Below are 19,120 nucleotides of genomic sequence, written 5' to 3'. Positions count from 1 at the left end.
CATGCAACAAGAAACCTCACAAGAGAGCTGGCCCGTCTTCAAGCGCCTGCTCGGTTATGTCCGGGATCGCAAACTGGGTCTGGTGGGCGGCATCATCGGCATGCTGGGTTATGCGGCCGTGGATACCACCTTCGTCTATTCCATCAAGCCGCTTATCGATCAGGGGCTCAACGGCAACGACAGCAGCGTGCTCAAGTGGATGCCCTTCTTCGTGCTCGGCATCGTGGCCCTGCGCGGCTGCGCCGCCTTCCTCTCCAACTACTGCATGGCCTGGGTCGGCAACCACGTGGTGATGCGCCTGCAGCAGCAGGTGTTCAGCCACCTGATGGCCATGCCCATGAGCTTCTTCGATCGCCAGAATACCGGCAACCTGCTCTCCAAGGTGACCTATGACGCCGGTCAAGTGTCGTCTGCGGCGAGCTCGACCCTGGTCTCCCTGGTGCGGGAAGGGGCCACCGTCATCGGCCTGCTCGGCCTGATGTTCTGGCACTCCTGGCAGCTGTCGGTGATCTTCCTGGTGGTGGGCCCCCTGGTCGGGATCCTCATCAGCCTCATCAGCCGGCGTTTTCGCAAGATAAGCCGCCAGATCCAGCAGGCGGTCGGTGACATCACCACCTCCACCGAGCAGATGCTCAAGGGGCACAAAGAGGTGCTGATGTTCGGTGGCCAGGAGGTGGAGGACAAGCGCTTCTACCGGGTGAGCAACCGCATGCGCCAGCAGACCATGAAGATGGTCGCGGCCGACGCCATCGGTAGCCCCATTGTCCAGATGGTGGCCTCCGTGGCCCTCGCGGTCTTCCTCTATGTGGCGACCATCGACAGCGTCAAGGCGACCCTGACCGCGGGGACCTTCACCGTCATGGTCACCTCCATGATGATGCTGCTCAAGCCGCTGAAAAGCCTGACCGACGTGAACAACCAGTTCCAGCGCGGCATCACCGCCTGCCAGAGCCTCTTCGGCCTGCTGGACTCTGCCCCGGAGCAGGACACCGGCACCCGCACCCTGGAGCGCGCCCGCGGCGAGATCGAGTTTCGCAACGTCACCTTCACCTACCCGACCAAGGAGACACCAGCGCTGCACAACGTCAGCTTCAAGGTGGAGGCGGGCAAGTCCGTGGCCCTGGTGGGGCGCTCCGGCTCCGGCAAGAGCACCATCGCCAGCCTCCTGACCCGCTTCTACGACATCGAACAGGGGGAGATCCTGCTGGATGGCGTCAACATCCGCGAATACAAGTTGAGCGAGCTGCGCAAGCAGTACGCCCTGGTCTCCCAGCACGTGCACCTGTTCAACGACTCCGTGGCCAACAACATCGCCTACGCGGCGGAGGAGCGCTACAGCCGGGAAGAGGTGCAGCAGGCTGCCCGCATCGCCCATGCGGACGACTTCGTGCGCAAGATGCCGGAAGGCTATGACACCGTCATCGGCGAGAACGGCGCGTCCCTCTCCGGCGGCCAGCGCCAGCGCATCGCCATCGCCCGCGCCCTGCTGCGGGACTCCCCGGTGCTGCTGCTGGACGAGGCCACTTCGGCCCTGGACACCGAGTCCGAACGCCACATCCAGGCCGCCATCGACGAGCTGTGCAAGGCGCGCACCTCGCTGGTGATCGCCCACCGCCTCTCCACCATCGAGAAGGCGGACGAGATCCTGGTCATCGACGAGGGTCACATCGTCGAGCGTGGCAACCACCAGACCCTGATGGCCCTGCAGGGCACCTATGCCCAGCTGCGCGCCATCCAGTTCGGCAACGGCGCCGCCGCAGGCAACCAAGGCTGATGCTGGCACGGCTCTGGTACGGGAACAGCGGCTGGCGCTGGTGGCTGGCCCCCTTCGCCCTGTTGTTCTCTCTTGTCAGCGGCGTGCGCCGCTTCGCCTATCGCCGGGGCTGGTTCAAGGCCTATCGCGCCGGTCTGCCGGTCATCGTCGTGGGCAACATCTCGGTGGGGGGCAACGGCAAGACCCCTGTGGTGGTCTGGCTGGTGGAACAGCTGCAGGCGCGGGGTTTCAGGCCCGGCGTGGTGAGCCGCGGTTATGGCGGCAAGGCGCCCCATTATCCCTATCGGCTCGATGAGACCAGCACCACGGCGCAGGCGGGGGACGAGCCCGTGCTCATCGCCCGTCGCTGTGGCTGCCCGGTGGCGGTGGCCCCCAAACGGGCCGATGCGGTGCGCCAGCTGGAGCAAAGCGGCGAGGTGGACATCATCGTCACCGACGACGGCCTGCAGCACTACGCCCTGGCCCGGGACATCGAGCTGGTGGTGGTTGACGGGGCGCGCCGGTTCGGCAATGGCTGCCTGCTGCCCATGGGGCCGCTGCGCGAGCCGGTCAGCCGCTTGAAGCGCGTGGATGCCATCATCTGCAACGGCGGCGAGCCGGGCAGGGAAGAATATGCCATGCACCTGGCCCCGGGCACGCCCCGCCGGGTGTGCGACGATACGCCGCTCACCGCGCCCCTCCAGGGGCCGGTGGACGCCCTGGCGGGCATCGGCCATCCCCCCCGCTTCTTCGCGACCCTGACCGCCCTTGGCTATGAGCTGGCGCAGAGCGTCGGTTATGCGGATCACCAGGCGTTCAACGCCGCCGAGCTGCTTGCCCGCTTCGGCGAGCGCCCCTTGCTGATGACGGAGAAGGATGCGGTCAAGTGCCGTGCCTTCGCGCCGGCGCACTGGTGGTACCTGCCGGTGAGCGCCGAGCTGCCGGATGCCCTGGGGGAGGCCCTGCTGCGGACCCTGAAGGGGGCCGGCGGCCGACAATCATAAAAGGCCCGCGGCCCCTTTGGCCTGCTCCCTGTGCCATGACGGCACCTCGGGACGGCCGGGGGCGGCGCCAGCCGACGGGACCGGGCCCGGCTGCGGGCCCGGCACAGCATATCAATGGCCAGGCATCATCGCCTGCCCGACATCGTTAAAGGAGTTTGGTTGTGGCACTGGATATTAAACTGCTCGACATCATCGCCTGCCCGGTCTGCAAGGGTAAGCTGCACTATCAGGCTCACGCGGGTTCCCAGGAGCTGATCTGCCGCTTCGACAGGCTGGCCTACCCGATGGAGGAGGGGATCCCCGTCCTGCTGGAGAACCGGGCCCGCCACCTGGCGCTGGAAGAGCTGAAGCCATGAGTTTCGTCGTCGTCATTCCGGCCCGCTACGCCTCCACCCGGCTGCCGGGCAAACCGCTTGCGGACATCCACGGCAAGCCCATGGTGCAGCACGTGGTGGAGAAGGCCCTGCAATCCGGCGCGGACCGGGTGATCGTCGCGACCGACGATGAGCGGGTGCAGCAGGCGCTGGCCCCGTTTGCCGCACAGGCCGGCTTCGAGGTGTGCATGACCTCACCGGATCACCAGTCCGGTACCGAGCGCCTCGCCGAGGTGAGCCGTCACTACGGCTTTGCCGCCGACACCATAGTGGTCAACGTGCAGGGGGATGAGCCCCTCATCCCGCCGACCATCATTCGTCAGGTGGCGGACAACCTGGCCAGTGCCAGCGCGCCCATGGCGACCCTGTCGGTGCCGATCGTGGATGCCGAAGAGGCGTTCAACCCGAACGCCGTCAAGGTGGTGACCGACAAGGATGGCTACGCCCTCTACTTCAGCCGTGCCTCCATCCCCTGGGATCGGGATGCGTTCGCCAGGAGCCGCGAGCAGATAGGCCCCCACTACCAGCGCCACATCGGCATCTACGCCTATCGCGCCGGTTTCATCCAGCGTTACGTGGACTGGGCGCCGAGTCAGCTCGAGCAAGTAGAGGCGCTGGAGCAGCTGCGTGTGCTCTGGTACGGGGAGAAGATCCACGTGGCCCAGGCGCTGGAGGCCCCACCGGTCGGGGTGGATACCCAGGCCGATCTCGACAAGGTGCGTGCGCTGCTGGCTGGTTGAGGTTGGCGGAACGGCTTTGATGCAAAACGGCGCCCCAGGGCGCCGTTTTTTAATTGATTCTTTGTATAGTAATTTGATTTAAAAAGGATTTTACGAGCAATTTCAAACTTTTCCCGGCCATGGTTTGCCAAATCATCGAGTTTGGTTATGATGCAAGACGCCGTGTTAACCCTAACTGGCATATAACGAGATAAAAAACGGGGTGTTTGGGTGATTAATGTATTCCTGGTCGATGATCATGAGTTGGTGCGTACAGGGATAAGACGCATTTTGGAAGACGTCCGCGGGATCAAGGTGGTGGGCGAGGCGCAGAGCGGGGAGACCGCGGTGGCCTTCTGTCGGCAACATCACCCCGATGTGATCCTGATGGACATGAACATGCCGGGCATCGGCGGTCTGGAAGCGACCCGCAAGATCCTGCGGATCCGCCCCGATGTGCGCATCATAGTGCTGACCATTCATTCAGAAAATCCGTTCCCCACCAAGGTGATGCAGGCGGGGGCCGCCGGGTATCTCACCAAGGGGGCCGCGCCGGACGAGATGATCCACGCGATTCGCCTGGTTCACTCCGGTCAGCGTTACATCTCCCCGGAGATCGCCCAGCAGATGGCCCTGAGCCAGTTTGCCTCCGCCGACGAGAACCCCTTCAAGTCCCTCTCCGAGCGCGAGCTGCAGATCATGATGATGATCACCAAGGGGCAGAAGGTGACCGACATCTCCGAGCAACTCAACCTGAGCCCGAAGACGGTCAACAGCTATCGCTACCGCCTGTTCAGCAAGCTGGGCATCAATGGCGACGTGGAGCTGACCCATCTTGCCATTCGCTATGGCATGCTGGATGCCGACACCCTGTAAGGGGCGGCGTGTGGCCATCGAAGGCGGCGTGGGCCGCCTTTTGCTTTCTTGCCCCTTTTGCTTTTCAGTCAGCGGGCGCAGTATGCTCTTCCCCGTCTTTTTGCATTCATCCGTTGAGTCGAGTTGCCCATGACCCCCTCTCCCGAGCCCCTGTTTGACAGCAAGGCATTCCTCGGCGCCGTCACCCACCAGAGCGGTGTCTATCGCATGTACGACAGCGGCGGCACCGTCATCTACGTGGGCAAGGCCAAGGATCTCAAGAAACGGCTCGCCTCCTACTTCCGGGCCAACGTCGACAGTATCAAGACCCGCACCCTGGTGCGCCAGATCGCCGATGTGCAGGTGACGGTCACCCACACCGAGACCGAGGCGCTGATCCTCGAGCACAACCTCATCAAGCAGTACCAGCCCCGCTACAACGTGCTGCTGCGGGACGACAAGTCCTACCCCTGGATCATCATCACCGACCACCAGCACCCGCGTATCGGCGTCCACCGCGGCGCCCGCAAGGTGAAGGGGGAGTATTTCGGCCCTTATCCTTCCGGCGGCGCGGTGCGAGAGAGCCTGCACCTGATGCAGAAGATCTTTCCCGTGCGCCAGTGCGAGGACGCGGTCTATGCCAACCGCACCCGCCCCTGTCTGCTTTACCAGCTCAAGCGCTGCGCCGGCCCCTGTGTGGCGGGGCTGGTGAGCGAGGCGGAATACGCCCAGCAGGTGGCGCTGGCCAAGCTGTTCCTCGCAGGCAAGAACCAGCAGGTGATAGGGGAACTGGTGGGCAAGATGGAGTCCGCCAGCGGCGATCTGCGCTTCGAGGAGGCGGCCCGCTACCGGGATCAGATCCAGGCCCTGCGCCGGGTCACCGAGCAGCAGTCGGTGAGCGGCAACGTACTGGACGAGCTCGACGTGGTCGGGGTCGCCTTCGAGCAGGGGACCGCCTGCATCCACGTGCTCTTCATTCGCCAGGGCAAGGTGCTGGGCTCGCGCAGCTACTTCCCGAAAGTGCCGGCCGATACCCCGCTGGAGGAGGTGGTGCAATCCTTCCTGCTGCAGTTCTACCTGTCGGGGCAGGGGGGGCGGCAGATCCCGAGCGAAGTGCTGCTGGACGTGGCGCTGGAGGACGAGAACGTTATCGCCGACACCCTGAGCCAGACCGCCGGCTACAAGGTGCGAGTGGTGAGCCGGACGCGCAGCGAGCGGGCGCGTTTCATCAAGCTCGCCTCCATCAACGCCCTGACAGCGCTGCGCTCGCGCCTCGCCCACAAGAGCACCATCACCGCCCGCTACGATCAGCTGGAGGAGCTGCTGGAGCTCGAGACCCCCATCGCCCGCATGGAGTGTTTCGACATCTCTCACACCATGGGGGAGCGTACTGTGGCCTCCTGCGTGGTGTTCAACCGGGAGGGGCCGCTCTCCTCGGAATATCGCCGCTTCAACATCGACGGCATCACAGGCGGTGATGACTACGCCGCCATGGAGCAGGCGCTGGAGCGCCGCTTTGGCAAGCAGCAGGAGCCGGACAAGGTGCCGGACGTGCTCTTCATCGACGGTGGCCTCGGCCAGCTGCGCCGCGCCGAGGAGATCCTGGCGCGCCAGCTGGAGTTTCTCGGCGGCAAGTATCCGCTCCTGGTGGGTATCGCCAAGGGGGTGACCCGCAAGGCAGGGCTGGAGACCCTGATCCTGGGGGACAGCCACGAGGAGCTACACCTGCCGGCGGACATGCCCGCCCTGCACCTCATCCAGCACATTCGCGACGAATCCCACCGTTTCGCCATCACCGGCCACCGGGCGCGGCGCGCCAAGGCCCGCACCACCAGTACCCTGGAAGACATTCCCGGGGTGGGACCGAAACGGCGGCAGGCGCTGCTCAAATACCTGGGCGGCCTGCAGGAGGTGAAAAAGGCCGGAGTGGACGAGCTCGCCAAGGTGCCAGGCATCAGCCAGGAGCTGGCCCAGTCCATTCACGACGCCCTGCGCTCCCTCTAGCCCTTGGCCGCGAAGGGCTGCACTCTGCCCATGCAGGCTCTAACGGCAGACTGGGTCTGGCGCACCGGCCGAGAGAGAACCATGGCATTCACCCCGGATTCATCCCCTGTGGGAAACCCGGACACACAAGGGCCGTGACGCAGGGGGGGCGCAAATGCCATAATGGCCCGCATCCTGAGGTTATTGATGGATTAATGGACCAAGGCGGGCACCTGTGCGGTTGCATCGGCAATCGGCATGGGGCTACCATGTTGCGGCATACAAGAAGTGGCTGAAAATAATGACAAATATTCCTAACCTGCTGACGTTTTTCCGGATCCTGCTCATCCCCGTCTTCGTCATCCTGTTCTACCTTCCCTATCAGTGGTCCTACATGGCGGCAGCCATCGTCTTCATCCTGGCGGCTGCGACCGACTGGTTTGACGGCTACCTTGCCCGCAAGCTGAACCAGTCCACCGCCTTCGGCGCCTTCCTTGACCCGGTCGCGGACAAGATCATGGTGGCGGCGGCCCTGGTGGTCATCGTCGAGCACTACAACACCGTCTGGGTGACCATTCCCGCCATGACCATGATTGGCCGGGAGATCATCATCTCCGCCCTGCGCGAGTGGATGGCGGAGCTTGGCAAGCGCTCCTCGGTGGCGGTCAGCTGGATTGGCAAGTGGAAGACCATGATCCAGATGGTGTCGCTGACGGGGCTCATCTGGCAGTACGACATCTGGATGGTGTGGCTCGCCTATGTGCTGCTCTATGTGGCGACCGTGCTCACCTTCTGGTCCATGTTCCAGTACATGAAGGCCGCCTGGGGCGATCTCAGCTACCACTCCCGCTTCTAGGGCGTGCTCCGGCACCAAGGGGAAAATCGCCGTTTCTTTGCCACTGGGGCCAAGAAACGGCCATGATCGCTAAAAGTGCGGGACAAGAGTAAAAAACACTCGAACGATCAGAGTATTAAATGTTTTTGGTTGACTGGACGAGGAACATCGCTAGAATGCGTTCTCGTAGTCAGGCAGTCAGCCAGACCGATGCGGGAATAGCTCAGTTGGTAGAGCACGACCTTGCCAAGGTCGGGGTCGCGAGTTCGAGTCTCGTTTCCCGCTCCAAATTCAGACAATAGAGAGTTTCTCTCTTTTGCATGGCGCGTTAGCAAAGCGGTTATGCAGCGGATTGCAAATCCGTTTAGTCCGGTTCGACTCCGGAACGTGCCTCCATATTGACAAGCCCGCGACGCGAGCTTGATACCGATTGCGGTGCCCGAGTGGTGAAATCGGTAGACACAAGGGATTTAAAATCCCTCGCCGTTCGCGGCGTGCCGGTTCGATTCCGGCCTCGGGCACCATTAAAATTGAAGAAAAAAGCCTTATAGATTAAACAGATACGACGCTTCATTGCGTCGTTTTTGTTTTTACTCCTCTCCAAGATTTCTCTCCTGCTTTTCCTTTCTTGTCCATCTGTTGTGTAAGTGGCTTATGGCTTATGGCTTATGGCTTATGGCTTATGGCTTACGGCTTACGGCTTACGGCTTACGGCTTACGGCTCCCAGCGACTTGCTGTCGGCCTTCCAACATTGTGCTTGGGTTGCGATGAGTGACTTGGTCAGGCGATGGCCAGGCGCTTGAGCGAGGTGAAATATTGGCGATCCTCAAGCAGGATATGCTGGGCGACCACTTCATAAGCCAGAAAATGCAGCAACTCCCCCGCGTTGACCTGATCGTGCTCGAAACGCTCTAACAAGCGATGCGACCGCGCCACCAGCTGGGCGTGGATCAGGCCGTGGGCGCTCCCTTCCACGTAGCCTTCCTGTTGGAAAAGCGCCTCTTCATCGTGGAAATGCTGCTCAATGTCCGCCACAAGCTGCGCGATGAGGCGGGCGATCTCAGGCTTGGGTTGCGACTCCAGCAGCGCCTGCAGCAGGGTATTTGTTTTCTCAAACAAGCTGCGATGCTGGTTATCGATCAAGGTGATGCCCGATTCATAGGTACTGCGCCACACCAGGTGCACCAGATTGGGGAGGGGGGACGAGGTTTGACCCGGCTCATGGTGCAGGCTCTCGTTTTCCACCCGATTGCGGCCTGCGGCTTTTGCCCGGTAGAGCGCCTGATCGGTGCGCTCCAACCAGGTATCCCAACTATCCGTCGATTGACAGACAGCCAGGCCAAAGCTGGCGGTGATCTGTAACCCGTTTGAGAACGGATACTGCTCGATTGCACTCCGGATCCGCTCCGCCAATGGCGCGGCATTGGCAAAACCGCTGTTGGGGAGCAGCAGCAGAAACTCCTCACCTCCCCAGCGCCCCAGTAAATCTGTGGTACGGATGCAGCTCTGCACCACGACGCAAAACTCTTTGAGGGCGATGTCGCCAGCCCCGTGACCGAGTTTGTCATTAATCTGCTTGAAGTAGTCGATATCCATCATGATCAAGGAGACCGGATGGCCGTAGCGTTCGAGTCGGGCCATCTCCTGCTTGGCGGTCTCCTCTATATGTCCCCGGTTCCAAATCCCTGTGAGGCGATCCTTCATGGCCAGCTGACGGTTCTGCTCATCCGTGCTCTCCTTGATCATCAACACAAAACCATTGGACATCAGGAGCAATGTGATAAAGGTCGCCAAAAACGTGACCACTTGAATGGGGGTCTCGCGCAACAGGCTGGAGATGTCGTCGGGGTAAAACATCACGCTAAAAAAGCGCAGGGTCAGCACGGCGATCGAGAGGCTCAACCCGCTGGCAATCAGATACTTGCCACGCCCGCTCACCACAACGCGCCTATCCAGCAAGGTGATCAGCACGACCAGGCACTGCACACTGCAGATGGCGCCGCAGATCATGATGCGGGCACCGATATCATCCATGAAAAAGCTGAACGTCGTCGCCAACAACAGGGGAGGAGCGTAGAACCACAAGCGCGACAGGCGGCGCTGCTGAAATACCACGACGGCCGCCAAGAAGCACGAGAGACTCGCTGATAACGCCGCGTTCGCTACCAAGACAGAGAAGAAGTCATGTATCTGGTGACGCAGGAAGAACAGCGTGAAGACCAGCGTCTGCAAGGCCAGCCCGAGCGTCCAGAGCTGTAGCTCCTTCTCGTCTTTGGCGCGGGTGACCCAGCCGACTGAACACGTCAGGGTCACGCTGGCAGCGATGATCATCATAAACATGGTGGGGATATCAATGATCATCTGGGCACACTGATTGTTTAAGGTCAGCTGCCATTCTAATAAAGGCGCTTTCCTCGTGCTACTTGCTCGTCACCCGTTTTAGTGCTCGATCGCATTCCCCAAGCGGGCACGGTCAATATGCATCGGTGTGGCCACAGAGCGGATCGCCTGACCTGATCAGGCGATCCGGCTCATATCGCGTCAGTCATCACCCCTGGACATTGACCAGGATCCGGCCGCGCACCTGGCCTGCCAGGAAGGCATCCCCCAGGGCCACGACCTGGGAGAGGGGCACTTCCCGGGTGAGGAGGTTGAGGCGGGTCAGGTCGAGATCCTCGGCCAGGCGGGACCAGGCCTGCTGGCGCAGCGGGCGCGGCGCCATCACGCTGTCGATGCCATAGAGGGTGACACCGCGCAGGATGAAGGGCATAACGGTGGAGGGGAAGTCCATCCCCCCCGCCAGGCCGCAGGCGGCCACGGCGCCGCCGTAGCGGGTAGTGGCGCAGGCGTTGGCCAGGGTGTGGCTGCCGACGGTGTCGATGACGCCGGCCCAGCGCTCCTTGCCCAGCGGGCGCCCCGGCGCGGCCAGCTCGGCGCGATCGATCACCTCGGCGGCGCCGAGGGACTTGAGGTAGTCGGCCTCGTGCAGCCGCCCTGTGGCGGCCACGACCCGATAGCCCAGCTTGGCCAGGAGGGTGATCGCCACGCTGCCCACGCCGCCGTTGGCACCGGTCACCAGGATGTCACCGTCCCCGGGGGCCACACCGTGCTTCTCCAACGCCATCACGCAGAGCATGGCGGTGTACCCTGCGGTGCCGATGGCCATGGCGTCCCGGGGCTGGAAGCGCTCAGGCAGGGCGACCAGCCAGTCGCCCTGAACCCGTGCCCGCTCCGCCAGCCCGCCGCTGTGGGTCTCGCCCACGCCCCATCCGTTGAGCACCACCTTGTCGCCGGGGTGCCAGTCGGGGTGCTGGCTCTCCAGCACGGTGCCGGCAAAGTCGATGCCGGGGATCAGGGGGAAGCGGCGCACCACGGGGGCGGCGCCGGTGAGGGCCAGGCCATCCTTGTAGTTGAGGGAAGACCACTCCACCGCCACGGTCACATCCCCGGCAGGCAGCACCTCCTCGGGAATGCTCTGGTAGCTGGCGCGATAACCCGCCTCGTCTTTCTCGATCAGAATACCCTTGAACATCTTGTCTACTCCCATTAATTGGACTGGTTGACTATTAATAATCGTAAAAATATTACTTCGCTAACATCATGAAAAAGTTGAGAAAAGAGAGCATGGGCTCGGTATTGCCCACCAGGCGCGCGCGCAGCACGGCCCCTTCCCAGCCGATCCAGAACTGATGGGCGAGGGCGGGGCAGTCGCAGCCGGGGGGCAGATCCCCCGCCGTCACCGCGTCCCTCAGGCAGCGAGCGAGCAGCGCCTCCCAGTCGAGGAGGATCTGTTCGAGGCGAAGGCGCAGCTCGGGGGAGAGCTGCACCACCTCCTGACCCAGGTTGCCCACGAGGCAGCCCCGCTGGAATGCAAACCGGGTCATGCCCCGGCAGGCGCTGTCGACGAAGGCGGCAAGGCGCGCCAGGGGGGGCAGGCTCTCATCCTCCAGATAGCGCGTCAGCTTGCGGCAGAAGTAGTGGTGATAGGCATCCATGACCGCCAGGGTGAAGTCGTGCTTGGTGGCGAAGTAGTGATAGAAGGAGCCCTTGGGGATCCCGGTCGACTGCAACACCCGCTCGATGGAGGTCGCGGCGATGCCCTGCTCGGTCAGCAGCTCCATGCCCCGGCGGATCAACAGATCCCGGGTGTCGGCATAGGTGTGCCCGTGCTGGGCAGGGCGGCCGCGAGGGCGGCGGGGCAGGGGGTCATTGGCTTGCATGGGAATTATTAGACGCCTCTACTAGAAATAATGCAAGCGCGGCACCGGGGGATGAGCTGGGGGATGAAACCGGGGGGCCGAGACAGATGGATGGGGCGGGGATAAAAACAGCGAGGGCGCCAGTGGCGCCCTCGGATCGGTGCATGGCGGCTTCTCAACTGCGCAGCTTGTTGTAGACAAACAGCACGATCAGGGCGCCGACGGTGGCGATGACGATGCTCGGCAGGTTGAAGCCGGTGACGGTACCCATGCCGAGCAGGGTGCTGACATAGCCCCCCACCATGGCGCCGGCCACCCCCAGGATCACCGTCATAAAGAAACCGCCCCCATCCTTGCCCGGCATGATCCACTTGGCCAGGATGCCGACGATCAACCCCAATACCACCCAAGTAAGAAATCCCATCACCTTGTCCTCATGTGTACGGATAAATTGTGTGCGGATAACCAGAGTATACCCATGGATCTTTATTGCATCTCGGGCCAGGTGGCCATGGGTCAGAAATGGTCATATGAGGCTCGCCTGCCGGCGAGCCTCAGCACAGGGTACGGGTCTCGAGCCGCTGCCCCGCAGGGGAGCACACCAGCACAGATCCCTGCTCGAACCAGTCTCCCAGCACGATGCGCCGCGCCCCTCGCCCATCCAGGGAGAAGTCGTGGATGGCGGGTCTGTGGGTGTGGCCGTGGATCATCAGGCGACAGTCGTGGCGGCGCAGCATGTCGTCCACTGCGGCCGGGGTCACGTCCATGATGGCCTGCTGTTTGGTGGCATTTTCCATCTGGCTTTGACCGCGCATCTTGCAGGCGATGGCGCGGCGCCGGGTCAGCGGCAGGCGCAGGAAGAGCCAGCGCAGCCACTTCTGCTGGGTGATGCGGCGAAACTTCTGATACCCCTCATCCCGGGTGCAGAGCAGATCCCCGTGGCTCAGCAGCACCCGCTCGCCGTACAGCTCGATGACGCAGGGGTCGCCGAGCAGGGTCATGCCGGCCTGCTTGGCAAACTGGCGCCCCAGCAGGAAGTCGCGGTTGCCGTGGATAAAGTAGAGGGGCACCCCCTGCTGGCTCAGGGCGAGAAAGGCCTCGGCCACCTCGCGGTGCAGCGGGTTGGGGTCGTCGTCCCCAATCCAGAATTCGAACAGATCCCCCAGCACATAGAGGGCGTCCGCGCCGGGGGCGTCGTGCTCGAGAAAGCGCACCAGGGCTGCCGTCATGTCGGGCCTGCCTTGGCTGAGGTGAATGTCACTGATAAAGAGCGTGCTCATGAGGTCCTGGGCATCGTGGTTAAGAGTCCTCGGTGCGGGCGCAAGGCGGTGCATCGCCTCGGGCCGGGCGGGCGAGGGGAGAGGGCGACCAGCACAGCCCCGCGAGACTGCGCCCCTCCAGGGTCAGCAACGCCGCGTAAGGGTCGCCGGGGAGGCCCAGCAGACGGCAGATGGCGGCTTCCCCCTTGAGCCCGTCTTCCAGACGAAGGCGCCGCACTTCCTGGTGGAAGGGCTCACCGAAGTGGGCCAGCAGGGCGGCCATCAGGCTGAGATGGCGCCAGCCGTGAAGGTGCTCGAGGGGAGCGGGGGTGATATAGAGCTCGAGGGGCCAGCTCTGGCCATCGGGCCCACGCCTGGTCTGCTCGGCGAGCCAGACCTGCTCGCCCTTGCTTCGCACCTGCCAGCCTTGTGCTGCCAGTGTCGCGGCGAGAGAGGCCGGGTCCGGGTGCTGGCAGAGGATGTCGAGATCGCTGCCGGGCCGGTCGAGCCCGATGGCGACCGTGCTCACCAGGGCCAGATCGCTGCACAGGGGGCCAAGCTCATCCCACAGGCCATCCCCCAGCAGGGCATGGGCCGAGCGCTGGCGCGGGTTGCCCTGGGCCAGGTAGTCGAGGCGGCGCCAGTTGGGGGTGACAGATGGAAAAACTGCGGCCGGGGCCGCAGTTGTGTCAGAGCCTGGCCGGCAGGAATTACTCGGCAAGGGTCACCTTGGTGATCACCACGTCTTCGGTCGGGACGTCCTGGTGCATGCGGCCGTAGTTGCCGGTCTTCACGCCCTTGATCTTGTTGACCACGTCCATGCCGGCGGTCACTTCACCGAACACGCAGTAGCCGAAGCCCTGGGTGGTGGCGGACTTGAAGTCCAGGAAGTCGTTGTTGTTCACGTTGATGAAGAACTGGGCGCTGGCGGAGTGCGGCTCCATGGTGCGGGCCATGGCGATGGTGCCGACCTTGTTGGACAGACCGTTGGCCGCCTCGTTCTTGATGGGGGCGCGGGTGTCTTTCTCTTCGAAGCCCGGGGCATAGCCGCCGCCCTGGATCATGAAGCCGTCGATGACGCGGTGGAAGATGGTGTTGTCGTAGTGACCGTCACGGCAGTATTGCAGGAAGTTGGCCACGGTTTCCGGGGCTTTTTCCGCGTTCAGGGTGAGGGTGATGTCGCCGTGGTTGGTATGCAGAGTGACCATGAGTTGTCCTTTCATTGAATGCGGGCGACAGGGTGCCCGCAGGTGTATGGCATAAAGTGGTGGCAATTCTAGCCCATCAGGGCCTTGCGGCATAGATGGCAGGGGGGAGAGTCGGCTTTTCTGCCTCGTTTTCTATACCGGATGCGGGTAGAATGGCAGGCCATTTTACTCACAGGCAGTGGTCATAAGATGCTGAAGATATACAACACACTCACTCGTCAAAAAGAAGAATTCAAACCTATCCACCCGGGCAAGGTGGGCATGTATGTGTGTGGCGTCACTATCTATGATCACTGTCATATCGGCCACGGCCGAACCTTCGTCGCCTTCGACGTGGTGGCCCGCTACCTGCGCTACGCCGGGTACGATCTCACCTATGTGCGCAACATCACCGACGTGGACGACAAGATCATCAAGCGCGCCGCCGAGACCCGGGTCACCTGTGACGACCTCACCGAGCGCCTGATCGGCGACATGCACCAGGACTTCGACGCCCTCGGCATGGTGCGCCCGGACATCGAACCGCGCGCCACCGCCCACATCGGCGAGATCATCGCCATGGTGCAGCTGCTGCTGGATCGCGGCCACGCCTACGTGGCGGACAACGGTGACGTCATGTTCATCGTCGACTCCTTCGACGAGTACGGCAGGCTCTCCGGTCAGGATCTGGAGCAGCTGCAGGCCGGCGCCCGCGTGGACGTGGTGGATGCCAAGCGCAACCCCCTGGACTTCGTGCTGTGGAAGATGTCCAAGCCCGGCGAGCCGACCTGGGAAAGCCCCTGGGGCCCGGGCCGTCCCGGCTGGCACATCGAGTGCTCCGCCATGAACTCCAAGCACCTGGGCAACCACTTCGACATCCACGGTGGCGGCTCCGATCTGCAGTTCCCCCACCACGAGAACGAGATCGCCCAGTCCTGCTGCGCCCACGGTGGCGACTACGTCAACACCTGGATGCACAGCGGCATGGTGATGGTGGATAAAGAGAAGATGTCCAAGTCCCTCGGCAACTTCTTCACCATCCGCGACGTCCTGGCTCACTACGATCCGGAGACCGTGCGCTACTTCCTGATGTCCGGCCACTACCGCAGCCAGCTCAACTACTCGGAAGACAACCTCAAGCAGGCCCGCGCTGCCCTGGAGCGCATGTACACCGCCCTGCGGGATCTGCCGGTGGCCGCCGCCGCCGGTGGTGACGAGCAGGTGGCCCGCTTCAAGGAGGCCATGGACGACGACTTCAACACCCCGGAAGCCTACTCCGCCCTGTTCGACCTGGTGCGCGAGATCAACCGCCAGAAGGCCGAAGACGTGGCCGTCGCCGCCGGCCTGGGTGCCCGTCTGCGGGAACTCGGCGCCGTGCTCGGCATCCTGCAACAGGATCCGGATGCCTTCTTGAAGGGTGACGAGGCCGACGACGAAGTGGCCGAGATCGAGCGCCTGATTGCCGAGCGCAACCAGGCTAGAGCCGACAAGAACTGGGCCGCGGCGGACGCCGCTCGCAACCGTCTCACCGAGATGGGCATCGTGCTGGAAGACAGCGCCGGCAAGACCAGCTGGCGCCGTGCCTAAGGCCGGTGGCACTGCTCGCGCCAACCGGTTGAGCCAATAAAAAAAACCGCAGCCATTGGGCTGCGGTTTTTTATTTAAGGATTATTTAGGCGTTACCTTTACTCCACCCTACGAAATAAGATTTGAGCCGCTCAAGTGTTGCCCTCCATTTAGAAAATATCGGCTTGCAGACTGTGCCTGGTTGCTAAACAGTCTAACTATCCTGAATAGTGCTAGAAAAATCTAAGTAACTTGCTCAAGAGCCAAAAAATGGGAATTCAAAATTAGGCGTTTTAAAGAGGTATGGGGACGGTGTGATGCTATCAATACATAGAGAAATATGGTTTTTCATACAGAGCTCTGCAAAAACTATGGTTTAGATATATCTCATATAAATAGACCAAAATGATAGCACTATCACGTTGTAATACTTTATAAGTGTGAAGATATATTTTTAGTGTTTGTGACTGTCACAACGCCCATCATTCCACGCAATTGCTGCTCTAACGTATCAAGCATCCTTGGGTCTGTATGGTTTCTACAAACGATGATAAGTTTATATTGAGGGTCTGTATCTAAAATGCTGTTCTTTCTATAAAGTCTTTCAATAACAGCAATAGAACCGCACCATTTTTTCTTAAACTCATCTGTTAATGGCTGCCATGCTTTTTTTCTCAGTTTTCGATTCTCACGAGCTGATAACAATGGATTGTTCGTATGTTTTATCTGGCATTCTCTAATTTGTTCCTCTAAATCAGAAAGCTCTATCAATTTTACAACGTGATCTTTTTCTATAAAATAATCAACCTTTGATAAAAGTGAATTTGAAAAATGCAAATGGCATCCAACCCCCTCTGGGCTGTCTAATTTATATGCTTGAGTCGATGATATTTCCTCAATACCATCATTACCCATAGCATGACGAATGCCTTCTAAAAAAGCTGATTTATCAATCATTATGAATGCCCTCGAAATAGAGAGCTTCATATGATGAATTTAACTCCTGTCTTGCTTCTAATAATTGTTCAAAAGGCTTGTTAGATTCAAATTCCAGAAGCATTCCATCAGTATCAAAATAATGAACAGAAACAAAATCATCATCAAAGCTAGAGGTATTATTGCGCAACCCAACCTCTAAAGCTTTAAGCATATCAATACTATGAGTAGCAATTACGATATTTACATTATGTTGCGCCAATTCAATCAAAACATTCATTAGCAGAACTTGCCATCTTGGGTGCAAATTTGTTTCAGGTTCATCAATGAATACAAATGAGCCCGGCGTGATTACATTGTTTTTTAATAGACTATGAATCATGCCAATATTTGTCATGCCAAATGAAATTAAGTTTTTAGAAATTTCTTTGCCAGAAATCTTATCTTTAAAAATTAAATTATCGCCATTGAAAATAAACTCACCACCAAGTTCATTTTTTAGATTGTCTACTGTTTTTTCAAGAATAGTAATTGGTGTTTGGGTTTTGATTTCAGCTCTCAATGCTTCATCTAAATCATAAAAATATTTAGGGACTCCGGTGAGGATGTTGTTAGATTCCTTTCGAAGAAATACTGGGATATGTGATTGTTCTTTAGCGGATTTCAATGCATCTCTAACTTTCCAATATGCAGGTGATTCAAATAAAACCACTCGAGATAAAGAAGATACATCATTAATGAAATCCTCGCCCAAAGAAAATTCAACACCATTCTTGTTAATTTCAACGTCAATTAAATCATCAACAGAAATTCTTGCGGATGATTCTCCGAAACGAATCAAATCTTGCAAATCAGAAATTTGAAAGTTATCTTTAATTTCATTATTCAAATTTTCAGATAGCAAAGAGTTATAACTTTCAAAACTATCTCTTAGCCTTGTTTTTAATAAAAGCAAGTTTTTCTTAAGAGATGCCGATGCGACTCTAATAGATGATTTCTTTTTAGGCTTTCCCTCTAAACTAGAAACATAGTCATCAAAAAATGAAATAAGTTTATCTACATCTTCGCTGCAATGTTTTGTAAAATCGAGATACTCTTGAATTTGATATTCGGACGATGCCAAGTTAAGTTTGGCTTGTAAATTATCAAGGCCGGTTCTAAGATTTTTGAAGTAGATATAATCGGCCTCTCCTGCATAGCTTAAACTGGCAAGAAACGAGCTAATATGAATTTTAATTAACGAAATTTGTCTTGTAATACTAATCAAATAAACATCTTTGTTGATGACATTTAAAATGGAATACAGAGATTTTGTAAAAAAACTCTTACCTGTACCATTCGGCCCTGTTAGCAAAGTGATGGGTCTAATGCCAATTTTAGCTTTGGTGATTTTTCCTAAATTGCTGATGTTTACGTCAATTCGCATTGTATGCTCGCATTTTACTTTTTAAATGAGGCTATTATAACATAGTTTATTAAGGTGTTGATATTTAATTTAATTATTCAAAATAAGATTACTGTTACACGGGGTAGACTTTTTCTATCGACAGTAAAAATTACTAATCACAGTAGAGTCCGTAGGGCGTTCGAGAAATAACGTTATATCACGGTTAAATATTCACTGCTGGGCCTTTAATATAAGTCCACTTCTCAATAGGATGGTTTGCCGCTTTCAGTTGTACCCACGTTCACTTTTTCACTCATGCAGTCAAGTGGATTTCACTTGTTGCATAAGTGCGACCATTTGACCTCTGGGCTGCGGGTTGGGTGTTGCCCCCCCCCTGTTGTTCGCCGAAGTGAGGGCACAAGGTCAGGAGCGCCGTCATGGACGACGGCGCAGACGCAGGCGGTACAGGGATGTACCGTCTGCGTCGTTCCGCCAGACCTTTTGCCTGAACCGAGGGAACCCGACGCAGGAGGGCGAACAAGCGGGGGTGGCCTTTCTTTTGGTGACTTTTCTTTGGCCACGCAAAGAAAAGTCACTCGCCCAAGCCCGAAGGGCGGGCGAAACCCCGTCGAGGGCAGCGCCCTCGTGTCCTGCATGGCTAAGCCGTGCCGTTTACACGTGGGACGACATTGCACCAGGCAATGACGTTACCGAACCCCTCACCCTGACCCTCTCCCGCAAGGGGAGAGGGGATGGTTACCGCGGACGATTACGCTCCGCTAATCGACCCTACTCGACCCTACCAATTGCTTCCAACGTCTCATCCGCAAGGGGAGAGGGGATGGAGCCCCGGGGCTGACGGGCACTCCCGTCGAGGGTGAAACCCTCGCCCCTGGCCGCAGGCGCGGGATGCCGGGCTGGCATCCGCGAGAGTCGCTGCCGCCCCTGGCTGTCGCTACCACAATGCGCCGCTGACCCGACGGGACAACACAGGGGCCAACGGGCACCCATTCCCATCATACGGAGCCGAGAGGGCCCGATCCATGGATATTGCTGGCTCAA

Annotated in this window: 17 protein-coding genes and 3 tRNA genes; 11 read left to right on the top strand and 9 right to left on the bottom strand. The window is 59.1% G+C overall.

All coding sequences use genetic code 11. The annotated features are described in order from the left end of the window. Position 1 precedes the first annotated feature (1 nt). From msbA to I6L45_RS18930, 10 genes are all read left to right on the top strand, one after another. A complete protein-coding gene (gene msbA / locus I6L45_RS18975) occupies positions 2-1,774 on the top strand; it encodes a lipid A ABC transporter ATP-binding protein/permease MsbA (RefSeq protein WP_216982950.1) in 1,773 nt (590 codons plus the stop codon). Continuing rightward, positions 1,774-2,757: a tetraacyldisaccharide 4'-kinase gene (lpxK, locus tag I6L45_RS18970; RefSeq protein ID WP_216982949.1), complete on the top strand. Its 984-nt coding sequence runs from the start codon at positions 1,774-1,776 to the stop codon at positions 2,755-2,757. Before msbA ends, lpxK begins: the two co-directional genes overlap by 1 nt. A 161-nt stretch (positions 2,758-2,918) precedes the next feature. Further along, complete coding sequence (locus I6L45_RS18965; RefSeq protein WP_043759525.1) at positions 2,919-3,113, top strand: Trm112 family protein; 195 nt, start codon at positions 2,919-2,921, stop codon at positions 3,111-3,113. Then, positions 3,110-3,871, top strand: coding sequence for a 3-deoxy-manno-octulosonate cytidylyltransferase (gene kdsB / locus I6L45_RS18960; RefSeq protein ID WP_216982948.1), 762 nt, complete (start codon positions 3,110-3,112; stop codon positions 3,869-3,871). Before I6L45_RS18965 ends, kdsB begins: the two co-directional genes overlap by 4 nt. Positions 3,872-4,081: 210 nt before the next feature. Further along, positions 4,082-4,726, top strand: coding sequence for a UvrY/SirA/GacA family response regulator transcription factor (gene uvrY, locus I6L45_RS18955; protein WP_010675231.1), 645 nt, complete (start codon positions 4,082-4,084; stop codon positions 4,724-4,726). A gap of 129 nt (positions 4,727-4,855) precedes the next feature. Continuing rightward, on the top strand, positions 4,856-6,709 hold the full coding sequence (uvrC, locus tag I6L45_RS18950; RefSeq protein WP_216982947.1) for an excinuclease ABC subunit UvrC: 1,854 nt from the start codon (positions 4,856-4,858) through the stop codon (positions 6,707-6,709). A gap of 280 nt (positions 6,710-6,989) precedes the next feature. Next, the gene (gene pgsA / locus I6L45_RS18945) at positions 6,990-7,544 is read left to right on the top strand and encodes a CDP-diacylglycerol--glycerol-3-phosphate 3-phosphatidyltransferase (protein ID WP_010675229.1); all 555 of its coding nucleotides are present in this window, start codon (positions 6,990-6,992) and stop codon (positions 7,542-7,544) included. Positions 7,545-7,735: 191 nt separating this feature from the next. Beyond that, positions 7,736-7,811, top strand: a tRNA-Gly gene (locus I6L45_RS18940). A 34-nt stretch (positions 7,812-7,845) separates the two neighbouring features. Continuing rightward, a tRNA-Cys gene (locus I6L45_RS18935) sits at positions 7,846-7,919 on the top strand. A gap of 41 nt (positions 7,920-7,960) precedes the next feature. Then, positions 7,961-8,047 (top strand) — tRNA-Leu (locus I6L45_RS18930). 257 nt (positions 8,048-8,304) lie between these two features. Here I6L45_RS18930 and I6L45_RS18925 read toward each other — a convergent pair. The 7 genes from I6L45_RS18925 to I6L45_RS18895 form a co-directional block, all read right to left on the bottom strand. Beyond that, positions 8,305-9,885 carry a diguanylate cyclase gene (locus tag I6L45_RS18925; protein WP_216982946.1) on the bottom strand — a complete coding sequence of 527 codons (1,581 nt, stop codon included), beginning with the start codon at positions 9,883-9,885 and terminating at the stop codon, positions 8,305-8,307. 187 nt (positions 9,886-10,072) lie between these two features. Further along, the gene (locus I6L45_RS18920) at positions 10,073-11,056 is read right to left on the bottom strand and encodes an MDR family oxidoreductase (RefSeq protein WP_216982945.1); all 984 of its coding nucleotides are present in this window, start codon (positions 11,054-11,056) and stop codon (positions 10,073-10,075) included. Between the two features lie 52 nt (positions 11,057-11,108). Then, on the bottom strand, positions 11,109-11,744 hold the full coding sequence (locus I6L45_RS18915) for a TetR/AcrR family transcriptional regulator (protein ID WP_216982944.1): 636 nt from the start codon (positions 11,742-11,744) through the stop codon (positions 11,109-11,111). Positions 11,745-11,898: 154 nt separating this feature from the next. Next, complete coding sequence (locus I6L45_RS18910; protein ID WP_043759566.1) at positions 11,899-12,147, bottom strand: GlsB/YeaQ/YmgE family stress response membrane protein; 249 nt, start codon at positions 12,145-12,147, stop codon at positions 11,899-11,901. 130 nt (positions 12,148-12,277) lie between these two features. After that, a complete protein-coding gene (gene lpxH / locus I6L45_RS18905) occupies positions 12,278-13,003 on the bottom strand; it encodes a UDP-2,3-diacylglucosamine diphosphatase (RefSeq protein ID WP_216982943.1) in 726 nt (241 codons plus the stop codon). 19 nt (positions 13,004-13,022) lie between these two features. Next, entirely contained in the window at positions 13,023-13,703 is a 681-nt protein-coding gene (locus I6L45_RS18900; protein WP_216982942.1) for a DUF4269 domain-containing protein, read from the bottom strand. Next, positions 13,693-14,190, bottom strand: a complete 498-nt coding sequence (locus I6L45_RS18895) for a peptidylprolyl isomerase (RefSeq protein ID WP_042076022.1) — start codon at positions 14,188-14,190, stop codon at positions 13,693-13,695. The genes I6L45_RS18900 and I6L45_RS18895 overlap by 11 nt, the downstream gene beginning before the upstream one ends. A gap of 189 nt (positions 14,191-14,379) precedes the next feature. On the opposite strand from I6L45_RS18895, the gene cysS reads away from it, so the two are divergent. Next, a complete protein-coding gene (gene cysS / locus I6L45_RS18890; RefSeq protein ID WP_216982941.1) occupies positions 14,380-15,756 on the top strand; it encodes a cysteine--tRNA ligase in 1,377 nt (458 codons plus the stop codon). 411 nt (positions 15,757-16,167) lie between these two features. On the opposite strand, the gene I6L45_RS18885 is transcribed toward cysS, so the two are convergent. Then, positions 16,168-16,692, bottom strand: a complete 525-nt coding sequence (locus I6L45_RS18885) for a hypothetical protein (protein ID WP_216982940.1) — start codon at positions 16,690-16,692, stop codon at positions 16,168-16,170. Beyond that, positions 16,685-18,097 (bottom strand): AAA family ATPase, encoded by a 1,413-nt coding sequence (locus I6L45_RS18880; protein ID WP_216982939.1) that lies wholly within the window; start codon positions 18,095-18,097, stop codon positions 16,685-16,687. The genes I6L45_RS18885 and I6L45_RS18880 overlap by 8 nt, the downstream gene beginning before the upstream one ends. Between the last annotated feature and the right edge of the window lie 1,023 nt (positions 18,098-19,120).

Source organism: Aeromonas sp. FDAARGOS 1415 (assembly GCF_019048365.1).
Classification (GTDB): Bacteria; Pseudomonadota; Gammaproteobacteria; order Enterobacterales; family Aeromonadaceae; genus Aeromonas; species Aeromonas taiwanensis.
This window is presented reverse-complemented; position numbering and strand designations above follow the sequence as displayed.

Coding starts and splice junctions, on each gene's coding strand:
- msbA (WP_216982950.1), top strand. CDS start 2: ATGCAACAAGAAACCTCACAAGAGAGCTGGCCCGTCTTCAAGCGCCTG.
- lpxK (WP_216982949.1), top strand. CDS start 1,774: ATGCTGGCACGGCTCTGGTACGGGAACAGCGGCTGGCGCTGGTGGCTG.
- kdsB (WP_216982948.1), top strand. CDS start 3,110: ATGAGTTTCGTCGTCGTCATTCCGGCCCGCTACGCCTCCACCCGGCTG.
- uvrC (WP_216982947.1), top strand. CDS start 4,856: ATGACCCCCTCTCCCGAGCCCCTGTTTGACAGCAAGGCATTCCTCGGC.
- pgsA (WP_010675229.1), top strand. CDS start 6,990: ATGACAAATATTCCTAACCTGCTGACGTTTTTCCGGATCCTGCTCATC.
- I6L45_RS18925 (WP_216982946.1), bottom strand. CDS start 9,885: ATGATCATTGATATCCCCACCATGTTTATGATGATCATCGCTGCCAGC.
- I6L45_RS18920 (WP_216982945.1), bottom strand. CDS start 11,056: ATGTTCAAGGGTATTCTGATCGAGAAAGACGAGGCGGGTTATCGCGCC.
- I6L45_RS18915 (WP_216982944.1), bottom strand. CDS start 11,744: ATGCAAGCCAATGACCCCCTGCCCCGCCGCCCTCGCGGCCGCCCTGCC.
- I6L45_RS18910 (WP_043759566.1), bottom strand. CDS start 12,147: ATGGGATTTCTTACTTGGGTGGTATTGGGGTTGATCGTCGGCATCCTG.
- lpxH (WP_216982943.1), bottom strand. CDS start 13,003: ATGAGCACGCTCTTTATCAGTGACATTCACCTCAGCCAAGGCAGGCCC.
- I6L45_RS18895 (WP_042076022.1), bottom strand. CDS start 14,190: ATGGTCACTCTGCATACCAACCACGGCGACATCACCCTCACCCTGAAC.
- cysS (WP_216982941.1), top strand. CDS start 14,380: ATGCTGAAGATATACAACACACTCACTCGTCAAAAAGAAGAATTCAAA.
- I6L45_RS18885 (WP_216982940.1), bottom strand. CDS start 16,692: ATGATTGATAAATCAGCTTTTTTAGAAGGCATTCGTCATGCTATGGGT.
- I6L45_RS18880 (WP_216982939.1), bottom strand. CDS start 18,097: ATGCGAATTGACGTAAACATCAGCAATTTAGGAAAAATCACCAAAGCT.